Below are 26,808 nucleotides of genomic sequence, written 5' to 3'. Positions count from 1 at the left end.
AACCTGGAGTGAGACACGAGACAGAGCAAGAGCTAACACTCGTACGAGGGACAGAACTTCACCCTCACGAGACACACTCAAACCGCAGAGCTAACGCCAAGGTCTCGACCGATGCCCAGGAGGCACAGCTACAGCTCGATGCGTTGGAAGCTGCGGGATGCTCTCGGACCTTCATCGACAAGGCGTCAGGGAAGACCGCAGAGCGGCCGGAACTCAAGGCAGCCTTGGACTACCTCGGGAGCGGTGACTCGCTCTGCGTGTGGAAGCTGGACCGCTTCGCGCGGTCCCTCATCGACCTGGTGGCAATGGTGGACGGGCTCGCAGAACGAGGCATCGGCTTCAAGGTGCTGACTGGCGCACTGGCCAACATCGACCCGAACACTCCGGACGGCCGTCTGATGCTCCAAGTGATCGGAGCCATGGCGGAGTTCGAGCGTTCTCTCATCCGGGAGCGCACCAAGGCCGGGCTGGAAGCGGCCAAGGCCCAGGGACGAACCGGCGGACGTCCCACAGTCATCACTGACGACATGCTCACGGCGGCCAAGGCACGGAAGGGCAAGGGGGAGAGCGTCAGCGCCATCGCCAAGGCCCTTGGAGTCTCAAGGGCCACCCTGTATCGGTACCTCGGTGATAGCACCTGAGGCAGGCTCGCAGGCGTCAACCCGCTCGACCGCCCGGGGAGGGACCAGCCACTCACGACCCCCATGCTCGGGCGCCAGAAAGGCCACAGACTGTTTGCGGCGCTCCTGCGGAGGTTCCGCTGGGTCCTCATAGTCAGGGATGACGTCACGCAGGATGCCGATCCGTCCGGCCGCATCCTTCACCCTGGAGCCGATATCTCGCGCCGTAATCACGCCGAGCACTTCTCGTAGTGGCGATAGACCACGATGGGGGCGCCAGGCTGACGCTCGAAGCGGCCACGACGTACCCGCTCAAGGGGCTTGATCTGCCTCAAGCAAGCTGGGCACGTCTCACCCCTGGGCGCATAGGTCACGTACTCCCACTGGCTTGCATCTGTATCTGCTGCTGCATGGATCACCACGTCCGGCCCTCTGCTCTCCCTCGCCGAGAGGCTTCATGGTCCGGCCGACAGCCAGGACGGGGGAACCTCGCACATTCTCCACTTTGGGACGTCCTGATGGGGGTAGAACGTCCCTATGGCTGGCAATGAGCGTCTACGGGCGACGATGGCTTCCAGGGGCTGGACACACTCAACTCTCGCTGAGGCATCGGGAGTCGATCCGAAGAGCGTTGAGCGATGGGTGAACCTCGGGAGGGTGCCCCGGAGGGCAACCGCGATGAAGGCAGCCGAGGCCTTGGGAGAGGACATACACGCACTGTGGCCCGCGTTGAGGCAAGCTCGGTCGGCCAGGGCTGTGAGTCCCGAACTGGTGGCCCTCTACGAGCAGCGGGCAGACCTCCCCGTATCAGTGTTCGTCGACCTTCTGTCGTCAGCTCAGGAGCGGGTCGATGTCCTGGTCTATGCGGCCGTCTTCCTGCATGAGGCGTATCCCCGGCTCAATGACCTACTCAGGGAAAGGGCCGAGGCCGGATGCCAAGTGCGCATCTGCCTGGGTGACGCTGACTCACAAAACGTTCAGCTCCGGGGCCAGGAGGAGAGGTTCGGGCACGGCATTGAGTCACGGTGCCGGCTGGCCCTGCTTCACTACCGGTCGCTTGTCGACATCGCCGGCGTGGAGATCAGGACCCATGGAACGACGCTCTACAACTCGATCTACAGGGCTGACGACCAAGCCCTGGTCAATGCCCACGTGTGGGGCGTGAACGCCTACGGTGCGCCGGTGTGGCACCTGCGACGTCATGAGAGCGGGTCCATGTTCGACACCTACGCCGAGAGCTTCGATGCCGTCTGGGCAACGGCCCAGGAGGTCAGATAGTGGCACGCACTGAGTATTTCGATGATCCGGACACCCCAGAGCCCAACAGTATGGTCGTAGCGGCCTCTGCCGTGGTCACCGACGACAAGGGCCGCATCCTGCTTCAGAAGCGCTCGGACAGTGGCCTGTGGGCCTTGCCGGGCGGCGGCATGGAGATGGCCGACAGCCTGCCCGGAACGGCCGTCCGAGAGGTCAAGGAAGAGACCGGCCTGGACGTAGAGATCACTGGGCTCGTCGGGACGTACACCGACCCCCGGCACGTGATCGCGTACACCGACGGAGAGGTACGCCGACAGTTCAACGTGTGCTTCCGGGCCCGCTTGGTGGGCGGGACCCTGACCGTCTCGGACGAGTCCCTGGAACTCCGCTGGGTGGACCCTGGAGATCTCGGCTCCCTGGACATGCACCACACACAACGGCTGAGGCTGACTCACTTCCTGGAGGACCGGGATACCCCCTACCTCGGGTAGCTCCGTCCCTCAGGTGGTCGCCCTCCGCCTGCGCCTGATCAGGGCATCCAGTGACCAGTAGGGTGCGCCGGCCAGGATGAGAGGGACCCAGCAAAACATGTACGGGAGGTCGTTGCCGTAGTAGTACGGGGTCACCGCCCAGGACACCGTGAGCCACAGGCTGAGCGCGATCAGCGCTCCGCCGACGGCCGCGATACGGGTCAGCAGGCCGACCAGGGCGCCGAGCCCGACCAGGATCTCCCCGATGGCCAGGGCCACGGCGAAGCCGACGGGCGAGTGCAGGGCCATGTCCACCAGGGCGGGGATCGCGGAGGTGTCGCGCACCCCGCGCATCAGGTCGCCGATGGATCCGTCGCCGGTGGCGGAGAGGAACGCCGGGTCGGTCAGTTTGTCGATCCCCGCGTACACGAAGGTCACGCCGAGGAAGAGCCGCAGGGGCAGCAGCGCGTGCCGGGAGGCCAGCTCACGCAGGCCTACCGCGGTGCGGGGGGCGTCGGTTTCAAGAACATCGGTTCGGTTCACGGGACATGTGTACCCCGATCACTCGGCAACATCGATGGTGCAGCGGTTGGATTCCACCCCGGCGGCGGTGACCACCTGGATCTCGACGCGCCCCGGCTCCACCTCCGCCGGGACCGGCACGGTCAGCACGGCGTCGGAGGGATTGGTGAATCCGCCCGCCACGGGGACCAGCGGCACGTGCACGTGCACCGCCCCGATCCGTACCACCAGACGGGCCAACATCTCGGGTGTCTGCGCCCCGGGCGGCACGAAGCCCACGCCCCGGATCTCGATGTCGTCCCCGGGACGGACGGCCGCGTCCAGGTCCCCGGGCTCCCGTCTGCGCACCACCGACAGCACCAGCGGTCGGCTGCCCTCCGCGTACTTCGCCGCCAGGTACACTGCGGCCGACAGTGCCACCAGCAGGGCCAAGGCCCAGGGCAGCTGCGGCAGCCGGGTGGGGAAGCGCGCCAGCGAGGCCGCCGCGTAGGCGAGCACCACCGTCGAGACGAGCACGTACTGCGCGTCCGGGAAGCTCCCGCGGCCCGCGTCGTCCGTCAGCAGGTCCGCCCCGCGCGGCCGGTCGGCCGGCAGCTTCTGCAGCCGCTGGCCCATGATCCGTACGGAGACGACCCGGCGCACCAGCACCGCGACGGCCGAGGTCAGCGAGACCACCGCGAGCAGCGGCAGCGCCCGGTCCAGCGCGAGGCCCGCGTACAGCGCCTGCCGTTCGGGTCCGGGCGCCGAGGTGGCCAGCCGCAGCGCGGGCAGCAGCGTGGCGAAGGCCGTCAGCACCACCCAGGCGCTGGGCACCGCCTTCGAGGTGGACAGCCGGTTGTCCTCGCCGACCAGCGGGGCCAGCAGCCCGCCCCGCACGGACTGGGCGCGCGCCGCGACCGTGAGCAGTCCGGCCAGCACCAGGGCGGCCAGCAGCCCGGCGGTGCGCGCCGTGGACCAGCCGGTGCCGAGCGCGGCGGCGACCTGGACCAGCAGCAGGACCCCGGCGGCGATCCAGACGGCGAGGACGGCCCGCCGCGAGAACAGGTACAGCCAGGAGTTGCCGGCCTCCCGGCCCCGGTCGGCGACGGTGCGGGCGGACAGGGTCAGCTCGTCGGAGACCCACTGACGGGAGGCGCCGAGCGAGTGGGCCACGGCGGCCGGCACGCCCTGCCCGGAGGCGAACTCGTCGCGCTTCTCCAGGAACGCCACGACCGCGCGGCGGTGGCCCTCGCGGGCGCACTCGTCGCAGGCGCAGGCGCTGGTATGGGTACCTCGGGACATCTCTTGGACAGCCACGTACGTGCCGCCTCTCTGAACTTCGGTGCAATGCCAGCGAATTGTGCACCACTGCGACAGTGCTCCGGATTGCGCACGATGTCAGAGCAGGTGATTAACGGTTCATGATGTTGACGCCACCAGCTCTCTGAGGGGCTGGTAGCTCACCCAGGCGGCCAGATCGGACCCGAACCGCTCGCGCGTCAGCACCGCGGCCCGGTGGTCGATGGGCACCGGTTTCCCCGCGGCCCGGGCGATCAGCTGCACCTGCGCGGCCCGTTCCGCCTCGATGAACCACCAGACGGCGGCGTCCACGGAGTCCCCCACCGTCAGCAGCCCCCGGTTGCGCAGGACCAGCGCCTTGTACGGGCCCAGCGCGAGCGCGGTCCGTTCCGGCTCGTCGGCCCCGGAGTACTCGTCGAGGAGCGCGTGGTCCTCGTAGAAGGCGCAGGCCTCCTCGGTGAGCGGGGCCAGCAGCTCGCCCAGTGCGGCCAGGGCCCGTCCGTACGGACCCTGCGCGCGCACCACGGCGACCACCTCGGGGCGCCGGCGGTGGACGGCCGCGTGCACGGCGAAGGCCAGCTGGTTGACCCGGCGGCCGCCCGTGACCACCCGTCCGTCCCCGTCGACCAGCAGCAGGTCGTCGGCGGTGAGCGCGGCGAAGGCCCGGCCGAAGGGGTTCACCCAGTAGCAGTCCTCGAACTCCGGGTCCCGTGCGGTGATCTGCCCCGCCACCCCGTCCTCGTGTCCGAGGCGCCCCAGCAGCCGCAGCGCCTCGGCGAGCCGCTCCTTGCGGTGGGCGCGTGCCGCTTCGGCGGTGTCGTGCACGGGCGGCATCTCGAAACCCAGCCGTTCCACGGGCACGGGTACGGGCTGGTCCGGCATGGGCGCTCCTTCGAACGGCTCGGCTCGCCGCGCAAGGTACCGGGGCCCCTGCCAACAGGCCAGAGGAACGGCGAAGCCGCCGCCCGCGGGTGCGGGGCGGCGGCTTCACGGTGATCCGGGTGGGACCGGGTGGGACCGGGTGGGACTACTCCCACTCGATGGTGCCCGGGGGCTTGCTCGTGCAGTCGAGGACCACCCGGTTCACCTCCGGCACCTCGTTGGTGATGCGGGTCGAGATCCGGGCGAGGACCTCGTACGGCATGCGGGTCCAGTCCGCGGTCATCGCGTCCTCGGAGGAGACGGGGCGCAGCACGATCGGGTGGCCGTAGGTGCGGCCGTCGCCCTGGACGCCGACGCTGCGGACGTCCGCGAGCAGGACGACCGGGCACTGCCAGATCTCGCGGTCCAGGCCGGCCGCGGTGAGCTCGTGGCGGGCGATGGCGTCGGCCTCGCGGAGCAGGTCCAGGCGCTCCTTGGTGACCTCGCCGACGATGCGGATGCCGAGGCCGGGGCCCGGGAAGGGCTGGCGCTGGACGATCTCGTCGGGCAGGCCGAGCTCCTGGCCGACCATCCGGACCTCGTCCTTGAACAGCTGGCGCAGCGGCTCGACGAGCTCGAACTCGATGTCGTCGGGGAGGCCGCCGACGTTGTGGTGCGACTTGATGTTGGCGGTGCCGGTGCCGCCGCCGGACTCGACGACGTCCGGGTACAGGGTGCCCTGCACGAGGAAGGCGACCGCGGGGCCGTCCTCCTGGAGGATCTCCAGCTGGGCCTGCTCGAAGACGCGGATGAACTCGCGGCCGATGATCTTCCGCTTGGTCTCCGGGTCGGAGACGCCGGCCAGCGCGGTCAGGAAGCGCTCCTGCGCGTCGACGACCTTCAGCTGCACGCCGGTCGCGGCGACGAAGTCCTTCTCGACCTGCTCGGTCTCGCCCTTGCGCATCAGGCCGTGGTCGACGTAGACGCAGGTCAGCTGCGAGCCGATGGCCTTCTGCACGAGGGCCGCGGCGACCGCGGAGTCCACGCCGCCGGAGAGGCCGCAGATGGCGCGCTTGTCGCCGACCTGCTCGCGGATCGCGGCGATCTGCTCCTCGACGATGTTGCCGGTGGTCCAGGTGGGGGCCAGGCCGGCGCCGCGGTAGAGGAAGTGCTCCAGGATCTGCTGGCCGTGCGTGGAGTGCATCACCTCGGGGTGGTACTGCACGCCGTACAGCTTCTTCTCGTCGTTCTCGAAGGCCGCGACCGGGACGACGTTCGTCGAGGCGGTGACGGTGAAGCCCTCGGGGGCGGCGGAGCAGGCGTCGCCGTGGGACATCCACACCGACTGGTTGTCGGGGGTGCCCTCGAAGAGGGTGGAGCCGGACTTGGAGACGGCCAGCGGGGTGCGGCCGTACTCGCGGGCGCCGGTGTTGTCGACCTGTCCACCGAGGGTGACGGCCATCAGCTGGAAGCCGTAGCACATGCCGAAGACGGGGACGCCGGCTTCGAAGATCGCGCGGTCGAGCTGGGGGGCACCCTCCTCGTACACGGAGGACGGACCGCCGGAGAGGATGATCGCCTTCGGGTTCTTGGCCAGCATCTCGTCGACGGGCATCGAGCTCGGCACGATCTCGCTGTAGACCCGTGCCTCGCGGACGCGGCGGGCGATGAGCTGGGCGTACTGGGCGCCGAAGTCGACGACGAGAACCGTGTCCGGGGCGCTGTCGTGGGCGGCGGAGGGTGCTTCTGGCACGGGGCGGCCTTCCGGCGGAAGAGGTGGCTGTTTTGTCGATTCTAACGGGGGACGCCAGGCCCTCTTCGTCTCACCATCCGAATGCGGGTTGGCCCCGGGGTCGGCAGGAGGTAATAATCCGTTCCATGCGCAAGCAGCTGAGCTTCCTCTTTACCTATGGCACCGGTCGGTCCGGTCGCCATGGGTCCTCGTGATGCTCGCTTGAGCCACTGACTTCCCGAAGCGCCCCGGTCCGACAGGACCGGGGCGCTTCGCGTTTCCGCTCCTGTCGGCACAGACCATCAGGAGAGACCATGACCACGATCACCACCACCCCCGAGCAGCTGATCGCCGACTCCCGTACGCGCATCGACGCCCTCGACGACCGGATCATCGGGCTGATCCAGGAGCGGATGGCCGTCTCGACGGTCATCCAGGACGCCCGGATCGCGTCCGGTGGGCGCCGGGTGCACCTGTCGCGCGAGATGGAGGTGCTCTCGCACTGGAGCGATGCGCTCGGGAAGCCCGGCACCGCCCTCGCCATGACCTTGCTGGAGCTGTGCCGGGGGCGCGTGTGACGGCTGTTCGTCACCCGTCCGGACCGTGACCGGCCCCGGGGCCCTTCGTTGGTGAGGGTGTCCGCGTCAGCCAGCCGCGGAACCGCAACACCACGCGTGGATCCGCTGGAGCGATGAGACGCACGCCCCGTGGAGCGTGCGTCGTGGGACCTCGCTCCTTCGCGTGACCGGACGGCAGGGGACAGCAGCCCGGTCACCCCGTAAAGGACGGCCGGCCCTGGGGACGCCCCGGGCCGGCCGTTCTGCGTGGTCGCGCGCGCGTACGCCGTTACGCGTGCCCGCCCGCCTTGCGGCGGAACGCCAGGAACAGCCCGCCGCCGACGGCCAGCAGCACCGCGCCGCCGAGCGCGACGACCTGGGTGGAGCTACCGGTGGAGGCGAGGCCGCCGCCCGCCGTGACACCCGTACCGGTGGCCGAGGCGCTCGGCGTCGCGGTCGCGGTGGGCGTCGCGGAGCCGGTCGGGGCCGGGGTCGGGGAGGCCGAGGTGGAGGTGGTCGGGGTCGGGGCCGGTCCGCCGTCCTTCGCGTTGATCACGAAGGCCGCCGTGTCGTTGGTGCGGTTCGGGTCCCAGCGCTGGCCCGTGGTGCCCTCCGGCGTCCACCGGCCGACCGTGATCGAGCCCTTGGCATCGACCACGACCTTCTCGATCTTCAGCTGGAACGGGTAGGCGAACGTCTCCTTCTCCCCCACGACGTGGCCGGTGGAGCAGAAGTAGCGCGGCGCGCCCAGGGCCTGCTCGCGGTGGGTGCCGTCGGCGTTGACGCCCTTGCAGCCGGCCGGGACCCTCGTGACCCTCGCGCCCGCCGGGATGACGATGTCGGTGCGGGCGACGGCCTCGTCGGAGCGCAGGTGGGCGACCCACGCGGGGCCGTCGTTGCGGAAGCCGAGGGCCGCGTCGACCGTCTCGCCGACCTTGCCCTTGAGGGAGAGGCCCGTGGCCACCAGGTCGGCGGTGTTGCGCGTCGCGAAGTCGAACTCCTGGATGTTGTTCCGGGGGTCGAGGTCGGTCGCCTGCGGGGCGGACCGGGCCGTGGCCTTGGGGGCCTGCTTCGCCGCGGCCAGCTTGTGGCCGGCCGCGAACGCGCGGTTCTTCGCCGCCTGCCGCTGCTCCTTCGGCTGCTTCGGCTGATCGCCGGCCGCGTACACCGCGTAGGTCAGGCCGTCCATGAAGGCGTGCGGGGCGGCCTTGAGGGTGAGCGGGCCGTCGACGCCGTAGAGCGCGCCCGGCTCGTACTCGCCTTCCAGCAGGCACCGCACCGTGCTCCAGCCCTGGTTCCAGGGTCGGCCCGCCGTGCTGTCCTCGGAGGAGGAGCAGTTGTCGTACTGCTCGACCAGGTCGATGCCGTGCGTGGTGCGCATCTCGAGCACCACGCCGTCGACGGGGTCGGTGCCCTCGTTGGCGAAGATGATCGACAGGTTCTGCCGGTCGCCCGGCTTCTGCTCCGCCTTCAGCCTGGCCCGCTCCAGCACCAGGTCGGGGCCGCCGACGCGCACCTTGGTGGTGGCGGCCTCGAAGGTGGCGCCCTCCGCCGTGCCGGTGAGCGTCAGGTCCGCGGTCGCGCCGACCTTGCTGCCCTCGGCGGCGCTGAGGTCCAGCTTCACGACGCTGCTCTCGCCCGTCCACAGCCCCCAACGCTTGCAGGTCACGGCCTCGGCCGCGAGCTTGCAGTCCGCGTCCCGGCCCTTGGCGAGCGCCACGTCGGCGACGCCCTTGAGGGCGCGCAGATCGATCGTGAAGGTGCTCGGGCGGTCGAAGGTCTTCGTGGAGTCGTTGACGATCCGGAACTCCACCGAGGTCGTGTGCGGTTCACCGCTCTGCCCGGGGTGCGGCCGCAGACCGATCCCGGCCGGTCCGGCCAGGGTGAAGACGGGGTCCGCGGCGTGTGCGGGAGTGATGGCCGCTCCCAGCGCCACGAGGGCGCCGGCGGCCAGCAACGAGATGCGCTTTCTCATGCAGCGGTTGACTGTCGAACATCAGTCGCAGTTGCATACTCCACTGTGTGATCGACACCACAGCTCGGTACCGCGGATTCCGGTACAACCATCAAGGCTGAACATCTGTCACGTATGTACCGCGGTGGGTACCGCGCTCGGAGGGGGAGCGCGGTACCCACCGCTGTCACATCGTCGGCTCCGGATCACTCACCGGCTGGCGCGGCGGAACCTCGGGGACCGCCATGAACGGCAGCCGCAGCGCGCCGAAGGCCTCCTTGGGAACCGCCGGACGGACCGGCTCCACCGCGTCCAGGCGCACGTACGCGGATCCCTGCTCGGGCCGCGGGTCCCGCTCCCCCCTGTTCGGCCAGTACGACATCGCCCGTTCCGCCTGCGCGGTGATCGTCAGCGACGGGTTCACCCCGAGGTTCGCGGAGACGGCCGCGCCGTCCACCACCGAGATACCCGGGTGCCCGTAGAGCCGGTGGTACGGGTCCACCACCCCCTCCTCGGGCGAGGCGCCGATCGGGCAGCCACCCAGGAAGTGCGCGGTCAGCGGGGTCCCCATCAGCTCGCCGATGTTGCTGCCCGGGAAACCGTTGATCTCCTCGGCCAGCAGGGTCGCGGCCTGCGTGGCCTCCGCGATCTGGACCGGGTTCGGGGCGCCGTGGCCCTGGCGGGCGGTGAGCAGCCCCTTCCCGATCCCGCCGGGCTTGCGGTACGTGGTCAGCGAGTTGTCCAGCGACTGCATGACCAGGCCGATGATGGTCCGCTCCGACCAGCGCCGGTTGGACAGCGAACGGGCCAGCTGCACCGGGTGCCGCACGGTCCGGCCGAGCCAGGCCCGGACCCGGTGCGCGCTGTGCGGGACCTGGAGGACGGTCATGAACCCCATGGCGTTGGAGCCCTTGCCGTAGCGGACGGGCTCGATGTGGGTGTCGGCGTTGGGGTGCACGGAGGAGGTGATGGCCACGCCTCGGGTGAAGTCGGCCCGGCGGTCGCCTCCGTGCAGTTTGCGGTAGCGGCGGTCGTCGGTCTGGGCGCCGATGATGCCCTCCGAGTTGGTCCGGGTCAGGTCGCCGAGGCGCGGCGAGATCCCGGGCAGCTCGCCACGGTCCTTCATCGTGTGCAGCAGGGTCTGCGTGCCGTAGGTGCCCGCCGCGACGACCACGTACCGGGCGCGCAGCACCTTCGCCCGGCCCCGCCGGCGGCCGTCGGTGGGGACGGTGCGGACGCGGTAACCGCCCTCGGGGTGGTCGGAGAGAGCGGTGACCGTGGTCATCGGGTGGATGACGGCGCCGGCGCGTTCGGCGAGGTGCAGGTAGTTCTCGTTCAGGGTGTTCTTCGCGCCGTGCCGGCAGCCGGTCATGCACTCGCCGCACTCCGTGCAGGCCTTGCGGGCGGGGCCCGCGCCGCCGAAGTACGGGTCGGGGACCTCGTCCCCGGGGCGGACCTTCGGCTGCCCGTCCGCGTCGTCGCCGTCCCCGAAGAAGACGCCGACCGGGGCCATGTGGAAGGTGTCCGCGACGCCCATCTTCTCGGCGGCCGCCTTGAGGTGGACGTCCGAGGGGGTCATGGTCGGGTTGAGACGCACCCCGAGCATGCGCTTGGCCTGCTCGTAGTAGGGGGCGAGCTCGTCCCGCCAATCGGTGATGGAGGCCCACTGCCGGTCCTCGAAGAAGGCGGTGGGCGGCACGTACAGGGTGTTGGCGTAGTTGAGGGAGCCGCCGCCGACGCCGGCGCCCGCGAGCACCATCACGTTGCCGAGCAGGTGGATCCGCTGGATCCCGTACAGCCCGAGGGCCGGGGCCCACAGGTAGTTGCGCAGGTCCCAGCTGTTCTTCGGCAGGCTCTCGCGGGTGAAGCGGCGACCGGCCTCCAGGACGCCGACCCGGTAGCCCTTCTCGGTCAGGCGCAGCGCCGAGACCGATCCGCCGAAGCCCGAACCGATGACGAGGACGTCGTAGTCGTACGACTCAGAATCAGACTCAGACTCAGACACGGTGCTGCCCCTTAGCGGAGTCGGAGGGCCTTCATGACCCGGAGGCTGCGGGTCATGAACGCCGCGTACTTCTCGTCGTCCATGCCCAGGGAGGGTGCCATCGGGAGCAGCCGCTGGTGGGCGACGGTCTGGGCCTCGGTGTACTTGAGGATGCCCTCGGAGCCGTGCCGGCGGCCGAGGCCGGAGTCCTTCATGCCGCCCATGGGCGCCTGGGCGCTGCCGTAGGCGGGGGCGTAGCCCTCGTTGATGTTGACGGTGCCGGTGCGCAGGCGGGCGGCGACGGCGTGGCCCCGGCGGGAGTCCTTGGTCCAGACGCTGGAGTTCAGGCCGTAGGCGGTGGCGTTGGCCTCGTCGATCGCCCGGTCCTCGTCGGTGAAGCGGTAGATCGAGACGACCGGGCCGAAGGTCTCCTCGCCGCACACCGCCATGGGGGCCTCGACGCCGTCGAGGATGGTGGGCTCGTAGAAGAGCGGGCCGATGTCGGGGCGGGCGGTGCCGCCGGCGACGAGGGTGGCGCCCTTGGCCACGGCTTCGTCCACGTGCCGCTGTACGGTCTCCAGCTGGCGCTCGCCGACCAGCGAGCCCATGTCGGCGCCGTACGCGAGGGAGGCGCCGAGCCGCATGGCCTTCGTACGGGCGGCGAACCGCTCGACGAAGGCGTCGGCGACGGAGGCGTGGACGTAGAGCCGCTCGATGGAGATGCAGAGCTGTCCGGCGGAGGAGAAGCAGGCGCGGACGGCGCCGGCGGCGGCCTTCTCGATGTCGGCGTCGTGCAGCACGAGCATGGCGTTCTTGCCGCCGAGTTCGAGGGAGACCCCGACGAGGCGATCGGCCGCGCCCCGGGCGACCTCGCGGCCGGTGCGGGTGGAGCCGGTGAAGGAGACGTAGTCCGCGTGCCGGACCACCTCGGGTCCGACGACGGGGCCCTCGCCGAGCACGATCTGGAACACCTCGGCGGGCAGTCCGGCCTCGATCAGCAGGTCGCGGGCCCACAGGGCGGTCAGCGCGGTCTCGGTGTCGGGCTTCATGACCAGCGCGTTGCCGGAGACGAAGGCGGGCAGGGCGTCGCCGACCGACAGTTCGAGGGGGTAGTTCCAGGGGGCGATCTGGCCGACGACGCCGCGCGGCTGGCGCAGCTCGGTGACCTTCGTGAGGGTGGGCATGGCGCCGGTGTGGCCCTTGGGGCGCAGGTACCAGGGGGCCTTGCGGCCGTAGTGGCGGGCCGAGACGGCGACCGCCTGGACCTCCTCGTGGGCGTGCAGACGGGCCTTGCCGGTCTCCAGCTGGATCAGGTCGAGGATCTCGGCCTGGCGGGCGAGGACCAGGTCGTGGAAGCGCAGCAGGACCGCCGCGCGCTTGCGCACGGGGACGGCCGCCCAGGCGGGCTGGGCGGCGCGGGCCCGGTCGAAGGCCTCGGCCACGTCCTCGGGGGTGGCCTCCGGGAGCTCCGCCAGCCGGTCCCCGGTGAAGGGGGTGTGGTTGGCGGTGCGGCCGGATCCGATCACTCCGCGGGTCAGCCGGGCGACCAGGTCGGGGGTCACCACATCGGCGGCGGTGCGGGCACCGGCCGGGGCCGGGGCGACCGGGTTGGTGGGCTCCGGTGCGGTCCGGAGGGGGGCGGCGGGGGCCTGCGAGTCCGTCATGCCGGTGAGCGTATTGCGCCCGACAGCCTTTGGGTACCCGCCGGTAACCGGATTTTGTCATTTCCGCCAGCGATCGCTGGCAGGATGCCCGGATCGGTGCCTGTCAGGGCTTCTTGGCGGGCGGCTCCCAGCCGCTGAGCACGACGTCGAACTGCTGCTCGGTCGTGGCCCAGGTCGCGACGGGGCTCGACATGTAGATCGCGTACTCCGTGCCGTCCGGGGCGATGTACATCTGCTCCTTGGCCCGGCGGGGACCCGGGTGGTTCTGCTTCTCCGTCCAGGTGAAGTCCCAGAGCGCGGCCCGGGTGCTGTCCCGGAAGGTGTTCTGGTTCAGCCGCACCTTCTTGTAGTCGGTCCGCTTCGCCACCTGCGTCTCCAGGTCGAGCAGGTGCGCGAGCGGGTCCCTGTAGTCCGGGGTGGAGTCGGCGGCGATCCGGACGAAGTGCTTGCCGTCGTCCGGGGTGTAGTCGATCTGGTCGCCGTTCGCCTTCCGCGTCCACCCCTCCGGGACGAACAGGGTGAACCCGGCGAGGGGGTCGGTGACCTTCTGGTAGCCGGCCGGCGGGGCCGCCGCCTGCCGCTTCCCGTCGTCGCCGGACTGTCCGCCCGTCGAGCTCGCGACCTTGTCCGGGTCACCGTCCTTGCCCGTGTCCCCCGTGTACTTGAGAACACCGAACACGCCACCGCCACCGAGCAGCGCCGCCACCAGGCCCACCACCACGGCGCGCTTGACCCAGCCGCCGCCCTGGTCGGCGGACGACCCGCCGGCGGTCGGCGGCCCGGGCAGGGGCTGCTCCGGCAGCGCGGTCGTCCGCGCGGCCTCGCCCTGCGGTACCGGCGCCTCGGCCGGCTCCTGCACCGGGGCGAGTTCCTCCGAGGTCACCGCTCGCGTGGGCACGTACGCCTGCGCGGCCTTCGGCTCCCGGCCCTCCATCGCCTCCAGCAGCATCCGCTCGGCCTCCGCGGCCGAGGGGCGCTCCGTCGGGTCCTTGCGCAGCAGGGCGGTGATGATCGGTCCGAGCGCCCCGGCCTGGCGCAGCGCCGGCGGCTCGTCGTTGACCACGGCCTGCAGGCTGGAGATGGGTGAGGTGCGGCGGAACGGGGAACGGGCCTCCACCGCCGTGTAGAGCGTGGCGCCGAGCGACCACAGGTCCGAGGACGGGTCGGGGACGCCACCGGTGACGCGCTCCGGGGCCAGGTAGTCGATGGATCCCACGATCTCGCCGGTGCGCGTGATGGACGAATCGCCCTCGATCGCGGCGATCCCGAAGTCCGTGAGCAGCACCCGGCCGTCCTTGGCCAGCAGCACGTTGCCCGGCTTCACGTCGCGGTGCAGTACGCCGACCGCGTGCGCGGCGCGCAGCGCGCCCAGCACGTGCAGCCCGATCCGGGCGGCCTCGCGGGGCTCGATCCGCCCGGCGGCCTTGGCCGCGTCCGCGAGGGAGGGTCCGTCGATGTACTCCATGACGATCCACGGCCGGTCGTCGTGTTCCAGGACGTCGTGGACGGTGACGACCGCCGGGTGCTGGATCCGGGCCGCGGCCCGGGCCTCCTTCTGCGTCCGGGCGTGCATGACGTCCCGGTCCGCCTGGGCCACGTACAGACCCGCCGTCAGTTCCTTGACGGCGACGGTCCTGTGGAGCAGCTCGTCATGCGCGCGCCACACCTTGCCCATGCCGCCCCGGCCGATCGGCTCGACGAGCCGGTACCGGCCCGCCAGCACGTCGCCCCCACCTGTCTGCTGTTCCACGAAATCCCGCCGCTCTCTGCACTTCAGGCCAGATTACGGAGCCCGGAGGGGCTGCCGGAACCGCCCGGGCGCCGAAAGACGGCACTGTGACGCAATCGCCGTACTGATCAGTCGTCAGTATCCGCTCAACCACCCGCCTTGTAACTCGCCGTGGCCTTTTCGAAGACTTCGGTGACCTTGCTCTGTTCGTCCTCCGGACCGGTGACGAGGACGACGTGGTAACTGCCGCCGAGCGCCACGACGTAGTTGCGGGCGAAGACGTTGCGGCCGGTCCCGTCGATCCACGTGTACCGGCCCGTCGCCCGCAGTTGCTGACCCACCTTGGTGGTCTTCACGTCGCCGACGGTGGACCAGGTGGAGGTCCGGTACGGGGTCAGTTCCGGTTCCTTGTCCTTCTGGTACGCCGCCGGGTCCGGATTGCCCTGGACCTTGTCGCGGCCGGGGACGACGGTCAGCACGAACTGCCCGTCGGTGTACCGGATCTGACCGGACTCATTGATTCCGCGACGTTCCCAGCCGTTGGGCACGGCGATCTCGAAGTGCTCCGGGTCCTGCTGCGTGGTGTAACCGGCCGGGGCGGGGGCCGGGGCGGCCGGCGATTCGGCGGGCGCGGTCGTCTGCGGGGCGGGCTTGGACTCGGGCGCGGCGGAAGGGACCTGGGAGGCGCTCGGCTTCGCCGGCGGCTGCGAAGTGCTGCCCCGGGCGTCCCCCGCGGGCTCCTGGTCGGCGGCCCGCGGCAGGAACAGCATCGCGTACGCCACCCCGCCGGCGAGCAGGGCCAGGATCCCGACGAGCAGGACGCGGCCGAGGGCGCGCGGCTTGCGGGGGGCCGCGGGGTTGCGGTGCCGCCCGTGGACCTCGCCACGGCGGCGTACGACGGGCAGCCGCGCCGGATCCGGCTCTGGCATCGGGAGCGTCCCGATGCCGGCGTCCGGCTCGGGCGCGGACCGTACCAGCGAGCGCAACCAGCCGCGCAGCTCCTCGAAGTCGGGCCGCTCGGTGGGGTCCTGGCGCAGCAGCGACTCCACGACCGGACGCAGCGCCCCGCATTCCTCGGCGAAGGCGGGCGGCTCCGCGCAGACCATCTCGACCAGCTCGGCGACGCTGTCCTCCGGGTACGGGGCATGCCCCTGGACGGCGCGGTAGAGCAGCGCGCCGAGCGCCCACAGGTCGGTGGCGGGACCGACGGGGGCGGCGAGCTGCCAATGCCCGTGCACGGGGCCGGCCTGCTCGGGGGCCCACCGCTCGGTGACGGCGCCGACGACGGCCATCCGGGTCAGCCGAGCGCGTTCGGCGTCCAGGCCGGTCCGGGGGCCGGAGCGGCCGACGCCGGTGGGCTGCGGCTGGTCGATGGCGGCCTGGGCCGGTACCTCGGCCTGCCGGTAGCCCTGGGGCAGGGCGAGTCGGGCGGGCAAGGGGGGACGCTCGGGCTGTGCCTGTGCCTGTGCGTCTGCCTGTGCCTGTGCCTGTGCCGGGTCGGGGTGCTGCCGGTGTGCGGGGTAGGGCGGCAGGGGCTCGGGGTCCGGCTCCGGTTCGGGGTCCGGCTCCGGTTCGGGAGCAGCCGCGGGCAGCTCCGCCCGGCGGGGGGTCGCGCCGTGCCAGGGAGCGGCTTCGGGGGCCGGGCCGCCGTACGGGTACGAGTACCCCCGCGGGAGGGTCGACCCCTCGGGCCGGCGCTCCGGTGCGCCGCCGGACTCGACCTCGCCGGCCGTCTCGGCCCTGCGCTCCTCGATCACCCGGGCGGCGGCCGCCCGCTGCCCGGCCCGGTAGGCGGCGACGACGCCGGCCCGCGCGGCAGCCTGGAGCTCGGGGCCGTCCTGCGGGCGATCGGGGGTGATGTGGTCGGTGTACCGCGGTCCGGTGTCGTAACCGGGGGCCACGAGCGGCGCGTACGTGACCTCCACCGGTCCGGAGGCTGCCGGGCCCGGGAACGGGTCCGGGAACGGGTCCGGGAACGGGTCCGGGAACGGGTCCGGCGCGGGAGGCGGCGTCGGGGCGGGACGCGGGGGCGGGACGGACGCGGGAAGGGAGACAGGGGGCGAGGACGGGACGGGGGCCGGGACCGGGTTGGGGGCGGGGGCGGTACCCCACCCCGCTCCGCCACCGGTGTCCTCCGCGCTCGGGACGGGGTCGTACCCGCACAGGGCCTCCTCCGCCGCGCCCGCCGCGAGGCCCGTCAGCACGACGCGACCGTCCTCGCACACCAACACCGTCCGGACGGTGATGTTCCGGTGCGTCCAGCCGTGCGCGTGCAGCACCCGCAGCGCGGTCAGCACGTCCGACGCCACCTCGGCGGCCCGGTAGGGGCTCAGCGGTTCATCGGCTATCAGCGCGGCCAGCGGCCTGGCCGGGACCAGTTCACTCACTATCCACAGCGAGTCGCCCTCGGCGAACACGTCGAAGACCTGGTCCAGCCGGGGATGGTCCGGGATCGAAGCCGCCGCCTGTGCCGCCTCGATGGCGCGGCGCACGGCCGGCAGATCGGCGGGCGAGCGGCGCGCGGCCGGGACGGCCCGGGGCCCGTCCAGCAGCTCGGCGTCCACGACCTCCGGCAACGGCACCTGCCGTACCAGGACTTCCTGCCCGCTGCGTGTGTCGAAGGCGCGGGTCTCTACCAGTTCGTACTCGTCGGACGGCGGCAGGGGCAGGCGGTAGCGGCCGGCCAGGATCCGGCCCGCGTACTCCTCCACATCGCCTCCCCCGAGTGCGGCGGGCTCCCCATGGCCCCTCCGACACGATACGTCGCCAGGGCCGCCCGCGTCCCGAGGTCAGCCGAGCGGCTGGAAGGTCTCGAAGGCGACGTTACGCATCTGGGTGCACTCGGGGGCGTCCCACTGGTCGGCGGCGCAGCTGATCATGATGGCGTAGCCGTGCGTCGCGTCCAGCTTGAACCCGCGGTTGAGCACACGGACCTTGATGCCCTTCTGCTCCCGCTCGAACTCCCAGTCGGCGACCGTCGGGTAGCCCCGGTAGTCGACCACGTCGATGCGGATCTGCCGGTATCCCTTGCTGTCGCTCGCCACTCCGGGGACCGCCTTGAGCCAGGCGAGGCGCGCGTCGTCGCCGGGCTTGCCGGTGTAGTCGACCTGGATCCGCGGGAATCCGCCGTCACGGCTGTATATGCCGCCGGAGTTCTCGCCCGCGGTGGCCGTCTTCTTGAAGCCCTCGGGCATCGCCATCGAGAAGTGGAAGCCGAAGTCCTGCACCAGGGCGAAGCCCGCCGGGACCGCGCCGCCCGCGCCGCCGGACGTGGCGCCCTGACCCTGGCTCGCGTTCGGGGGCTGCTGCCCGCCGGCGCCGGCGTCCGTCCCCGTTCCCGCACTGCCGTTGGCGCTGCCGCCGGTCTCGCCGGTGTTCCCCGAGGGCTTCGGGGAGGTCTCCCCGGATCCGCCGCTGCCGTTGTTGTTGCCGGGGTCCTTCGGGGCCGAAGCCGCCGGAGTGGGCTTGCCGTTGCCGCCCTTGCTCTGGTCCTTGGTCTTCTTGTCGTCGTCGCCGAAGGCGTAGGCGATGAGGGAGCCGACGACGGCCAGCACCACGACCAGGGCCACCGCCGCGAGCACCAGGGTGCGACGCTGCATGACGTCCGTGAGCGGGGCCTTGACGGGGGACGGCTTGGACGTCGGCGGCTCCGCGGCGGTGACGGCCGTGGTGGCGGCCGCGGCCGTCGCCGCCTTGCGGGCGGCCTTCAGCGCGGCACGCGCACGTTCGCGCTGCTCGCGCTCGCGCCGCTCGCGTTCCTTCTTCGCGGCGCGCTCGGCCGCCTTCTCCGCCTTGTCCGCGGCGGCCTTCTCCACGGCTTCCTTGGCGTCGGCCAGCGAGATCTGCCGGGTCTCCTCGGCCGCCGGAGCCACCACGGGGGCGGGCACGGGCACGGGCGCCGCGAGGACGGCGTTCAGCATCGCCCGGGTGCGGGCGTCGTCGAGCCGGTGGGTCGGGTCCTTGGCGAGCAGGCCGTAGATGACCTCGGCCAGCGGGCCGGCGTTCTTCGGCGGGTCCACCGGCTCGGTCATCACCGCGGTGAGGGTGGCGAGCGCGGACCCCTTGTCGTACGGGGGCACTCCCTCGACGGAGGCGTACAGCAGACCTCCGAGCGACCACATGTCGGCGGGCGGGCCGGGCTTGTGGCCACGGGCGCGCTCGGGGGAGATGTAGGAGGGCGCGCCGACGAGCATGCCGGTGGAGGTGACGGAGGGGTCGCCCTCGACCTGGGCGATGCCGAAGTCGGTGAGGACGACTCGACCGTTGCCGGCGATGAGTACGTTGGACGGCTTCACGTCGCGGTGCAGGATGCCCTGGCCGTGCGCGGCGCGCAGCACGTCGAGCACCGCGAGGCCGACCTCGGCGGCGCGGTGCGGGGTGAGGGGGCCGTTCTCACGTATGAACTCGGCGAGCGAGGGGCCCTCGATGAGCTCCATGACGATCCACGGCCGGCCGTCCTCGTCGACGACGTCGTAGACGGTGACGGCGCCGCCGCTGCGGATCCGGGCGATGGCTTTGGCCTCGCGGAGGGTGCGGGTGATGAGGCGTCGCTTCTCGTCCTCGTCGACCCCGGTGCTGAAGCGGAGCTCCTTGACGGCGACGGTCCGGCCCAGGGTCTCGTCCTGGGCCCGCCAGACGGTACCCATCCCGCCCTTGCCGAGCACGGCCCCCAGCCGGTACCGCCCGGCCAGCAGCCGTCCCTCGTCCTGCCCGCCCTGGGCGGCCTTGGCCGCGGCGGCCTTGACGGCGGCGGCCATGGCATCGGCCTTCTCGACGACGGGATTGACCACCTCGCCCCCCGCCTTGGCGACGGGTACGTCCTTGCGCGGCCCGGCCTTCGCGGCACCCGCCTTCGCATCGGGCGTGGGCACGTCCTTGGACAGCTCCGGCTTCGCGTCCTCGACCTCCGCCACCGGCGCGGCGTCGACCGCAGGCTCGGCACCCCCGGCCTTCGCCGCAGGCGACTCGGCAGGCGAACCGTCAGGCACAGCCTCCGCCGCCGGCTTCGCCGCGGGCGCGGGCACGTCCTTGCGCAGCCCCGGCTTCGCAGCCGCCCCGTTCGCACCCCCGGCCTTCGCCGCAGGCGACTCGGCAGGCGAACCGTCAGGCACAGCCTCCGCCGCCGGCGCGGGCACGTCCTTGCGCAGCCCCGGCTTCGCAGCCGCCCCGTTCGCACCCCCGGGCTTCGCCGCAGGCGACTCGGCAGGCGACTCGGCGGGCGAACCGTCAGGCGCATCCGAAGGCACGGCACCAGCCGCAGACTTCGCACTGTCAGGCTTCGCCGCAGGCGACTCGGTGTGCTCCGGCTTCGACATGCGTCCCCTCTGCGATCGTGCCGCTGCTCCGCCTGCCCCAGCGGCTGAGCGACCCGGCGGCCGGGGCTCGCGATAACCCGCCCCGGCAGAACCCTCATTCTTCCTCACTCCGCAACGGACGGGCGCCCCGGGTCTACGGTTCCCCCCTCCGCATCCCGGAGTTACAACGGAACGATGTCAGGCGCCCCCAGCCGCGCCGCGTCCGCCGCCTGGTCGTCCGGCTGGCGCTGCGATTCCCGCTCCGCCTGGACCCGCTTCTCGTAGTGCTCGACTTCCTTCTCGATCTGCTGCTTGTCCCACCCCAGGACCGGCGCCATCAACTCCGCGCATTCCCGCGCCGAACGCGTCCCCCGGTCGAAGGTCTCGATGGAGATCCGGGTCCGCCGCGTCAGTACGTCGTCCAGGTGCCGGGCTCCCTCGTGCGAGGCCGCGTACACGATTTCCGCCCGCAGGTAGTCGTCCGCCCCGGACACCGGTTCACGCAGTCCCGGGTCGGCGGCCATCAGGTCCAGCAGTTCCTCCGTCAGCGACCCGAAGCGGTTCAACAGGTGCTCCACCCGCACCACATGAAGCCCCGTCCGGGCCGCGATCCGCGCCCGCGCGTTCCACAGCGCCCGGTATCCCTCCGCCCCCACCAGCGGCACGTCCTCCGTCACGCATTCGGCCACGCGCTGGTCCAAGCCGTGCACGGCCTCGTCGACCGCGTCCTTCGCCATGACCCGGTACGTCGTGTACTTGCCGCCCGCGACGACCACCAGCCCCGGCACCGGATGCGCCACCGTGTGCTCGCGCGACAGCATGCTCGTCGCGTCCGACTCCCCGGCCAGCAGCGGCCGCAGGCCCGCGTACACGCCCTGGACGTCGTCACGCGTGAGCGGCACGGCCAGCACCGAGTTCACGTGCTCCAGCAGGTAGTCGATGTCCGCGCTGGACGCCGCCGGGTGCGCCTTGTCCAGGTCCCAGTCGGTGTCCGTGGTCCCCACGATCCAGTGTCGGCCCCACGGGATGACGAACAGCACCGACTTCTCGGTCCGCAGGATCAGCCCGGTGCTCGAATGGATCCGGTCCTTCGGTACGACCAGATGGATGCCCTTCGAGGCCCGCACGTGGAACTGGCCGCGCTCCCCGATCAGCGCCTGGGTGTCGTCCGTCCACACCCCCGTCGCGTTCACGACCTGCTTCGCGCGGATCTCGTACTCGCCTCCGCCCTCCACGTCACGCACCCGCGCGCCGACCACCCGTTCACCCTCACGCAGGAAGCCGACGACCCTCGCCCGATTGGCGCAGTGCGCCCCGTACGCGGCGGCCGTCCGCACGAGCGTGGCGACGTAGCGCGCGTCGTCCATCTGGGCGTCGTAGTACTGCAGGGCCCCCACCAGCGCGTCCTTGCGGAGCGCCGGTGCCACCCGCAGCGCCCGCCCCCGCGACAGGTGCCGGTGCACCGGCAGACCACGCCCGTGGCCGCTGGAGACCGACATCGCGTCGTACAGCGCGACGCCCGAGCCCGCGTAGAGCCGCTCCCAGCCCCGGTGCTGCAACGGGTACAGGAAGGGCACGGGCTTCACCAGGTGCGGGGCGAGACGCTCCAGGAGCAGGCCGCGCTCCTTCAGTGCCTCGCGCACGAGGGCGAAGTCGAGCATCTCCAGATACCGCAGGCCGCCGTGGATCAGCTTGCTGGAGCGGCTGGAGGTGCCGGAGGCCCAGTCCCGGGCCTCCACCAGGCCGGTCGCCAGGCCGCGCGTCACGGCGTCGAGCGCGGTTCCGGCGCCCACCACGCCCGCGCCCACCACCAGCACGTCCAGTTCCCGCTCGGCCATCCGGCCGAGGGCCTCGGCCCGCTGCGCCGGCCCCAGTGTCGCTGTCCTCACGGCTGCCTCCCGTTGGGTGCGGATGAGATCCCGCTCACATGCCCCGTTCCACGATTCTGACCGCCCGCACCCGCATCAGCCACCGCCTGTGGACAACACAACGGTGGCGTTCACCCCAGAATGCGACATATCTGTCATATATACGCCTAGTCTGACATTGCGCCAGCTCCCCTGTGCCCCGGAGAACTTGCGCGGCAGCCCCCTCAAGTCAGGGAAGGGACGGCACCCCCATGCCCGCAGATCTCGCCGTCATCGGACTCGGCCATCTCGGCCTCCCACTCGCCCAGGCGGCCGTAGCCGCCGGAATCGAGACGGTCGGCTACGACAGCGGTCCGGTCACGGACTCCAGCCTCACCGCAGCCGAGATCCGCCGCATGTCGGCGGCCGGCTTCCGGATCACCACCAACCCCGCCGAGCTCGGCCGGGTCCGCACGGCCGTCATCTGCGCCCCCACCCAGCTCGGAGCGGACCGCGCCCTGGACCTCTCCGCCGTCGGCGAGGCCGGCCGTGCGCTCGCCGCCCGGCTGCGCCCCCACACCACCGTGATCCTCGAATCCGCCGCCCACCCGGGCGTCACCGAGGACTACCTCCGCCCGATCCTCGAGGCCGGCTCCGGGCTGCGGGCGGGCCGGGACTTCCACCTGGCCTACTCCCCCAGCCGGCTCGACCCGGGCAACCGCACCCACGGCATCTCCAACACCCCCAAGGTGATCGGCGGTCTCACCCCGGCGTGCACCGAGTCCGCGCACGCCTTCTACGCCCGCCTCACCGAGAAGGTCGTCCGCGCCCGTGGCCTGCGCGAGGCCGAGACCGTCCAGCTCCTCGAAACGAACTACCGCCACGTCAACATCGCCCTCATGAACGAGATGGCGGTGCTCTGCCACGACCTCGGCGTCGACCTGTGGGACGTCATCCGCTGCGCCGAGACCAAGCCGTACGGGTTCCAGGCCTTCCGCCCCGGTCCCGGCGTCGGCGGCCACGGCGTCCCGCTCGACCCGAACTACCTCCCCCACACCACCCGCACCCCCGGCCACCCCCTGCGCATGGTCGGACTGGCGCAGGAGATCAACAACCGGATGCCGCAATACGTCATCCAGCGCTCGGCCACCCTGCTGAACGAGCACGGCAAATCCGCCCGCGGGGCCCGCGTCCTGCTCCTCGGCGTCACCTACAAGCCCGACCTGGCCGACCAGGAGGGCTCCCCGGCCCGCGAGATCGCCAGCCGCCTGATCGACCTGGGCGCGCTGATCAGCTACCACGACCCGTACATCACAGGCTGGCGGGTCCGGGACCGGCCTGTCCCCCGGGCCGAGTCGCTGTACGAGGCCGCCGCGAACGCGGACCTGACCATCCTGCTCCAGCACCACCGCACCTACGACCTGCAAGGGCTCGCGGTGAAGGCCCAGCTGCTCCTGGACACTCGCGGCGCCAGCCCGGCGGGCGCGGCCCACCGCCTCTGACCTCCGAAAAATTCCCCCACGGGTGTCCGACGCCGCTGCTAGCCTGCGGCGTCACTTATCTCGCACTTACGTCCCCTGGACAGGGGTGCGCGCATCCCTGGGGGGATCTTCCATGAGCCAGAACTTCACGCCGCCCGCGCCCGACTCCTACACGGCGGCCCCCGCCCCGGCCCCGGCCCGCAGCGGCAACATCGGCCTGGCGATCCCCGGTGCGGCCGTCACCGCCCTGGCCGCCGGTGCCGCGTACGGCGGCATCATGAGTGCCATCAACTTCCAGATCGGCTACCTGGCGGCCGGTGTCGGCTTCCTCGTCGCCCTCGTCGCCGTCCGCCTCGGCGGCCGCAACCCGATTCTCCCGGTCCTGAGCGCCGCACTGACGCTCGGCGGTGTGTACGCCGGATACGTCCTGGCCGAGGCGATCGCCATGTCCGAGCAATGGCCCCTCACGGTGACCGAGCTGCTCACGAGCGAGATCGCTGAGGTCCACCAGTCCTACCTGGACACGTTCGACCCGATCTCGATCCTCTTCTACGGGATCGGCGCCTACGCCGCCTTCCAGACGGCCCGCAAGGCGGCCAACTGACACCCCGGCCGACCGCCGAGGCGCTGAGCAGGCGCGCCGGACAGGCAGCCGACGGAAAGTACCTGTCGACAAGATCCGCTCCGGCCATATGATCCGCGCGTGCCCGCTCTCCCTCCCCCCGGTCGACCCGTTTTCGAACCCGCCGACCGCATCCCGTCCCTCGCCGCGCTGCGCACCGCCGTACGGAACAAGGACTGGGACGCCATCACCTCCGGCTTCGCCGCGCTCTCCGACGAGGACGACCGGGCGCTCGCCTGTCGGACCGTCGCGGAGACCCCCGGTACGGAGTACTTCCTGCGGGAGACCGTGAACCGGCTGCCCCGTGATCCGCTCGCCCGGACGCTGCTCGCCGACCGGCTGATCCAGACCGGCTGGGGCATCCGCTCGGGCCACCGGGCCGAGCACGTGTCGGAGCAGCAGTTCGGCGAGTTCCACGCCTACCTGCGGCGGGCCGAGCTCCTGCTCATCGACATCTGCGCCGAGCATCCCGAGTACGCCCTCGCCTGGTACCTGCGGGTCATCACCTCGCGCGGGCTCCAGCTCGGCCTCGGTGAGACCCGCCGCCGCTACGACCGGCTCGCCGAGCACCACCCGCACCACTTCAGCGGCCAGTCCCAGCTGCTCCAGCAGATCTGCCCCAAGTGGGGCGGCAGCTGGGAGGCCGTGCACGGTTTCGCCCAGGAGTGCGTGGAGCGCGCCCCGGCCGGCAGCCCGAGCGGGGCCCTGACCGCCGTGGCCCAGATGGAGCAGTACCTGGAGGTGTCGGAGAAGGAGGGCATCGGCGCTGCGGAAACGTATCTGCGCGCGCCCGACAACCACGCCCGGCTGCGCGACGCCGCCGCCCGGTCCGTGCTCCACCCCGCCTTCCGCGCCGACGCCCACCACGCCGTCAACGCCCACAGCGCCTTCGCCGCCGCCCACAGCGCCGCCGGCCGCCCCGCCGAGGCGGCCCCGCACTTCCGGGCCCTCGGCGACCACGCCAGCGTGTTCCCGTTCGGCTACTTCGGGAACGGCGACCACGAGAGAGCGTTCGTCCGCCATCGCAAGACCGCCCTCGCCAAGGGCTGAGGGAATTCCACGGAGATGGACATCGACACCACCGCACCCACCACGAAGACGACCGACGCCGACGGGATCACCACCACCGTCGTGAACGGCATCCGCACGGTCCTCGCCCCCCGCTCCGGCCCGCTCACCGCCGGCCTGCTCTTCCGCGTGGGCCGCGCCGACGAGACCTTGGCCACCAGCGGCATCACCCACCTGGTCGAGCACCTCGCCCTCCACCACCACGGCCTGGGCGACCTCCACTACAACGGCGCCACCGCGCTCACCTACACCCACTTCCACGTCCACGGCACGCCCGCCGACGTGGTCGCGTACCTGAACGGCGTCTGCGCCGCCCTGCACGACCTCCCCATGGACCGGCTGGACACCGAGAAGGAGATCCTGCGCACCGAAGCCGCCGGTAGTGGCTCCGGCCCGGTGCAGGCCTCGGCCCTGTGGCGCTACGGATCCCGTTCCTTCGGGCTCGCCGGCTACGCCGAACTCGGCCTGCACGGGATCACGGCGGACGATGTCCGCGCCTGGGCGCGGACCCGTTTCACGGCCGAGAACGCCGTCCTGTGGATCACCGGTGACACGGTTCCCGAGGGCCTCGACCTCACGCTCCCCACCGGCGAGTGGCACCCGACCCCCGAGGCCACCTCCGCCCTGCCGACCACCCCCGCGTGGTTCCCCGGCGAGGACGGCGCCCTCGTGCTCACCTCGGTCCTGCCCCGGTCCACGGCGGCGAGCCTCTTCGCCGACGTGCTGGGCAAGGAACTGTTCCGCGCCCTGCGCCAGAAGGGCGGCTACTCCTACACCGCCGCCGCCGAGTACACGCCGCGCGACACCGACTCCGCGACCGTCGTCGCCTACGCCGACGCCCTCCCCCAGAAGCAGGACGCGATGGTCGGCGCCTTCGTCGACGTCCTCGCGAAGCTGCGGGCGGGCCGGATCGAGCAGGCCGACCTGGACTCCGTACGGGCCTCCGCACTGGCGCGGTTCGACCTGCCCGAGCTCGCCGCGGCCAAGCTGCCGGCGCACGCCATGAACCTGCTGCTGCGCCACCCCGACCTCACCGTCGCCGAGGCGAAGGCCGAGCTGGAGGCGGTGACCGTGAGCGACCTCCACCAGGTGGCCGAGGCCGTGTGGGCCGACGCGCTGGTGCAGGTACCCGGCCGCGGCCTGGACTGGGCGGGGCTCGCGGCCGCGCCCGCCGAATCCGCGGAGGTCGTCGGCGGCCTGCGCCACCCGGCGGTGGCGGACTCGGGCGGTCTGCTGCGCCTGGCGGAGGACGGCGTCAGCCAGATCGCGCCGGGCCGGCGAGCCACGGTCCGGTACGCCGAATGCTCCCTGATGCAGGTCTTCCCGGACGGCGCCCGCCACCTGATCGGCCACGACGGTTTCACCGTGGCCGTCGAGCCGACCCTCTACCACCGCATCACCCCGGCCGAACTGGCGACGATCGACGCGGCCGTCCCGGCCTCGGTGGTGGTCAGGATGCCGCCCCGCGAGCCGTCGCGCATCCCGCGGCCCGCCGAGCCCCGACCGGCGGCCGCTCCCGCCGTGCGCTCGGTCTGGTTCACCGCGCTGCTGTGGGTGCTCGGCCTGCCCGGACTGCTCATCGGCGGGTCGGTACTCCTGATGACCCTCGCCGTGAGCGACGACCACTACCGCGTACCCGAGGACAGCGCACGGCAGTTGTTCACCTGGCTGCTCCTCGCGGGTGCCTTCCTGATCCCGTGGGGCGTCTGTCTGAATCGCCGGCGCCAGGGCAAGAACTGACGCGCGGAACGCCGGAGGGGCGGGCCCCCCCCCCGGGGGGGGGGCCCCCCGGGGGGGGGGCGGGGGCACCGGGGGGGGGGGGGCGTGGCCCGGCGGGGCGGCCCCCCCCCGGGGCGGCAAGGGGGGGC

General features: G+C 71.9%; 19 protein-coding genes. 8 read left to right on the top strand and 11 right to left on the bottom strand.

The features are described 5' to 3' along the window. The first annotated feature begins 8 nt into the window (after window positions 1-8). The 3 genes from ACGFYY_RS40410 (at window position 9) to ACGFYY_RS40400 (ending at window position 2,368) form a co-directional block, all read left to right on the top strand. Window positions 9-641 carry a recombinase family protein gene (locus ACGFYY_RS40410; RefSeq protein WP_393717351.1) on the top strand — a complete coding sequence of 211 codons (633 nt, stop codon included), beginning with the start codon at window positions 9-11 and terminating at the stop codon, window positions 639-641. A gap of 546 nt (window positions 642-1,187) precedes the next feature. Continuing rightward, a complete protein-coding gene (locus ACGFYY_RS40405; protein WP_393717349.1) occupies window positions 1,188-1,898 on the top strand; it encodes a helix-turn-helix domain-containing protein in 711 nt (236 codons plus the stop codon). Continuing rightward, a complete protein-coding gene (locus ACGFYY_RS40400; protein ID WP_393717347.1) occupies window positions 1,898-2,368 on the top strand; it encodes an NUDIX domain-containing protein in 471 nt (156 codons plus the stop codon). Before ACGFYY_RS40405 ends, ACGFYY_RS40400 begins: the two co-directional genes overlap by 1 nt. Window positions 2,369-2,377: 9 nt before the next feature. Here the strand turns inward: ACGFYY_RS40400 and ACGFYY_RS40395 are convergent, their stop codons facing one another. The 4 genes from ACGFYY_RS40395 to guaA form a co-directional block, all read right to left on the bottom strand. Continuing rightward, window positions 2,378-2,890, bottom strand: a complete 513-nt coding sequence (locus ACGFYY_RS40395) for a DoxX family protein (protein WP_393717345.1) — start codon at window positions 2,888-2,890, stop codon at window positions 2,378-2,380. An 18-nt stretch (window positions 2,891-2,908) separates the two neighbouring features. After that, complete coding sequence (locus ACGFYY_RS40390) at window positions 2,909-4,165, bottom strand: hypothetical protein (protein ID WP_365267255.1); 1,257 nt, start codon at window positions 4,163-4,165, stop codon at window positions 2,909-2,911. A gap of 102 nt (window positions 4,166-4,267) precedes the next feature. Next, window positions 4,268-5,029: a class II aldolase/adducin family protein gene (locus ACGFYY_RS40385; protein WP_393717342.1), complete on the bottom strand. Its 762-nt coding sequence runs from the start codon at window positions 5,027-5,029 to the stop codon at window positions 4,268-4,270. A gap of 145 nt (window positions 5,030-5,174) precedes the next feature. Beyond that, the gene (guaA, locus tag ACGFYY_RS40380; RefSeq protein WP_365267251.1) at window positions 5,175-6,761 is read right to left on the bottom strand and encodes a glutamine-hydrolyzing GMP synthase; all 1,587 of its coding nucleotides are present in this window, start codon (window positions 6,759-6,761) and stop codon (window positions 5,175-5,177) included. A 293-nt stretch (window positions 6,762-7,054) separates the two neighbouring features. Between guaA and ACGFYY_RS40375 the strand changes: the two genes are divergently transcribed. Next, a complete protein-coding gene (locus ACGFYY_RS40375) occupies window positions 7,055-7,318 on the top strand; it encodes a chorismate mutase (RefSeq protein WP_030763088.1) in 264 nt (87 codons plus the stop codon). A gap of 268 nt (window positions 7,319-7,586) precedes the next feature. Here ACGFYY_RS40375 and ACGFYY_RS40370 read toward each other — a convergent pair whose 3' ends face one another. From ACGFYY_RS40370 to ACGFYY_RS40340, 7 genes are all read right to left on the bottom strand, one after another. After that, a complete protein-coding gene (locus ACGFYY_RS40370) occupies window positions 7,587-9,272 on the bottom strand; it encodes an LPXTG cell wall anchor domain-containing protein (RefSeq protein WP_393717339.1) in 1,686 nt (561 codons plus the stop codon). A 166-nt stretch (window positions 9,273-9,438) separates the two neighbouring features. Further along, the gene (locus ACGFYY_RS40365; protein ID WP_393717337.1) at window positions 9,439-11,256 is read right to left on the bottom strand and encodes a GMC oxidoreductase; all 1,818 of its coding nucleotides are present in this window, start codon (window positions 11,254-11,256) and stop codon (window positions 9,439-9,441) included. Window positions 11,257-11,267: 11 nt separating this feature from the next. Beyond that, on the bottom strand, window positions 11,268-12,899 hold the full coding sequence (locus tag ACGFYY_RS40360) for a succinic semialdehyde dehydrogenase (RefSeq protein ID WP_393717335.1): 1,632 nt from the start codon (window positions 12,897-12,899) through the stop codon (window positions 11,268-11,270). A 103-nt stretch (window positions 12,900-13,002) separates the two neighbouring features. Next, entirely contained in the window at window positions 13,003-14,649 is a 1,647-nt protein-coding gene (locus ACGFYY_RS40355) for a protein kinase (protein ID WP_393717333.1), read from the bottom strand. A gap of 125 nt (window positions 14,650-14,774) precedes the next feature. Next, window positions 14,775-17,339, bottom strand: coding sequence for a protein kinase (locus ACGFYY_RS40350; protein WP_393717331.1), 2,565 nt, complete (start codon window positions 17,337-17,339; stop codon window positions 14,775-14,777). A gap of 78 nt (window positions 17,340-17,417) precedes the next feature. Beyond that, on the bottom strand, window positions 17,418-19,541 hold the full coding sequence (locus ACGFYY_RS40345; protein ID WP_393717329.1) for a serine/threonine-protein kinase: 2,124 nt from the start codon (window positions 19,539-19,541) through the stop codon (window positions 17,418-17,420). A gap of 563 nt (window positions 19,542-20,104) precedes the next feature. Then, complete coding sequence (locus ACGFYY_RS40340; RefSeq protein WP_393717327.1) at window positions 20,105-21,811, bottom strand: glycerol-3-phosphate dehydrogenase/oxidase; 1,707 nt, start codon at window positions 21,809-21,811, stop codon at window positions 20,105-20,107. Window positions 21,812-22,041: 230 nt separating this feature from the next. Between ACGFYY_RS40340 and ACGFYY_RS40335 the strand changes: the two genes are divergently transcribed. The 4 genes from ACGFYY_RS40335 to ACGFYY_RS40320 all read left to right on the top strand — a co-directional run bounded on the left by ACGFYY_RS40335 (window position 22,042) and on the right by ACGFYY_RS40320 (window position 26,680). After that, a complete protein-coding gene (locus ACGFYY_RS40335; protein ID WP_365267235.1) occupies window positions 22,042-23,271 on the top strand; it encodes a nucleotide sugar dehydrogenase in 1,230 nt (409 codons plus the stop codon). 112 nt (window positions 23,272-23,383) lie between these two features. Further along, window positions 23,384-23,854: a hypothetical protein gene (locus ACGFYY_RS40330; protein ID WP_393717325.1), complete on the top strand. Its 471-nt coding sequence runs from the start codon at window positions 23,384-23,386 to the stop codon at window positions 23,852-23,854. 99 nt (window positions 23,855-23,953) lie between these two features. Then, window positions 23,954-24,922 carry a hypothetical protein gene (locus ACGFYY_RS40325; RefSeq protein WP_393717323.1) on the top strand — a complete coding sequence of 323 codons (969 nt, stop codon included), beginning with the start codon at window positions 23,954-23,956 and terminating at the stop codon, window positions 24,920-24,922. Window positions 24,923-24,937: 15 nt separating this feature from the next. Beyond that, window positions 24,938-26,680, top strand: a complete 1,743-nt coding sequence (locus tag ACGFYY_RS40320; protein ID WP_393717321.1) for a M16 family metallopeptidase — start codon at window positions 24,938-24,940, stop codon at window positions 26,678-26,680. Window positions 26,681-26,808 lie beyond the last annotated feature (128 nt).

It is taken from the genome of Streptomyces sp. NPDC048331, from assembly GCF_043201215.1.
In the GTDB taxonomy this organism is placed as follows: Bacteria; Actinomycetota; Actinomycetes; order Streptomycetales; family Streptomycetaceae; genus Streptomyces.
This window is presented reverse-complemented; position numbering and strand designations above follow the sequence as displayed.

Coding starts and splice junctions, on each gene's coding strand:
- ACGFYY_RS40405 (WP_393717349.1), top strand. CDS start 1,188: ATGGCTTCCAGGGGCTGGACACACTCAACTCTCGCTGAGGCATCGGGA.
- ACGFYY_RS40370 (WP_393717339.1), bottom strand. CDS start 9,272: ATGAGAAAGCGCATCTCGTTGCTGGCCGCCGGCGCCCTCGTGGCGCTG.
- ACGFYY_RS40385 (WP_393717342.1), bottom strand. CDS start 5,029: ATGCCGGACCAGCCCGTACCCGTGCCCGTGGAACGGCTGGGTTTCGAG.
- ACGFYY_RS40330 (WP_393717325.1), top strand. CDS start 23,384: ATGAGCCAGAACTTCACGCCGCCCGCGCCCGACTCCTACACGGCGGCC.
- ACGFYY_RS40375 (WP_030763088.1), top strand. CDS start 7,055: ATGACCACGATCACCACCACCCCCGAGCAGCTGATCGCCGACTCCCGT.
- ACGFYY_RS40335 (WP_365267235.1), top strand. CDS start 22,042: ATGCCCGCAGATCTCGCCGTCATCGGACTCGGCCATCTCGGCCTCCCA.
- ACGFYY_RS40320 (WP_393717321.1), top strand. CDS start 24,938: ATGGACATCGACACCACCGCACCCACCACGAAGACGACCGACGCCGAC.
- ACGFYY_RS40360 (WP_393717335.1), bottom strand. CDS start 12,899: ATGACGGACTCGCAGGCCCCCGCCGCCCCCCTCCGGACCGCACCGGAG.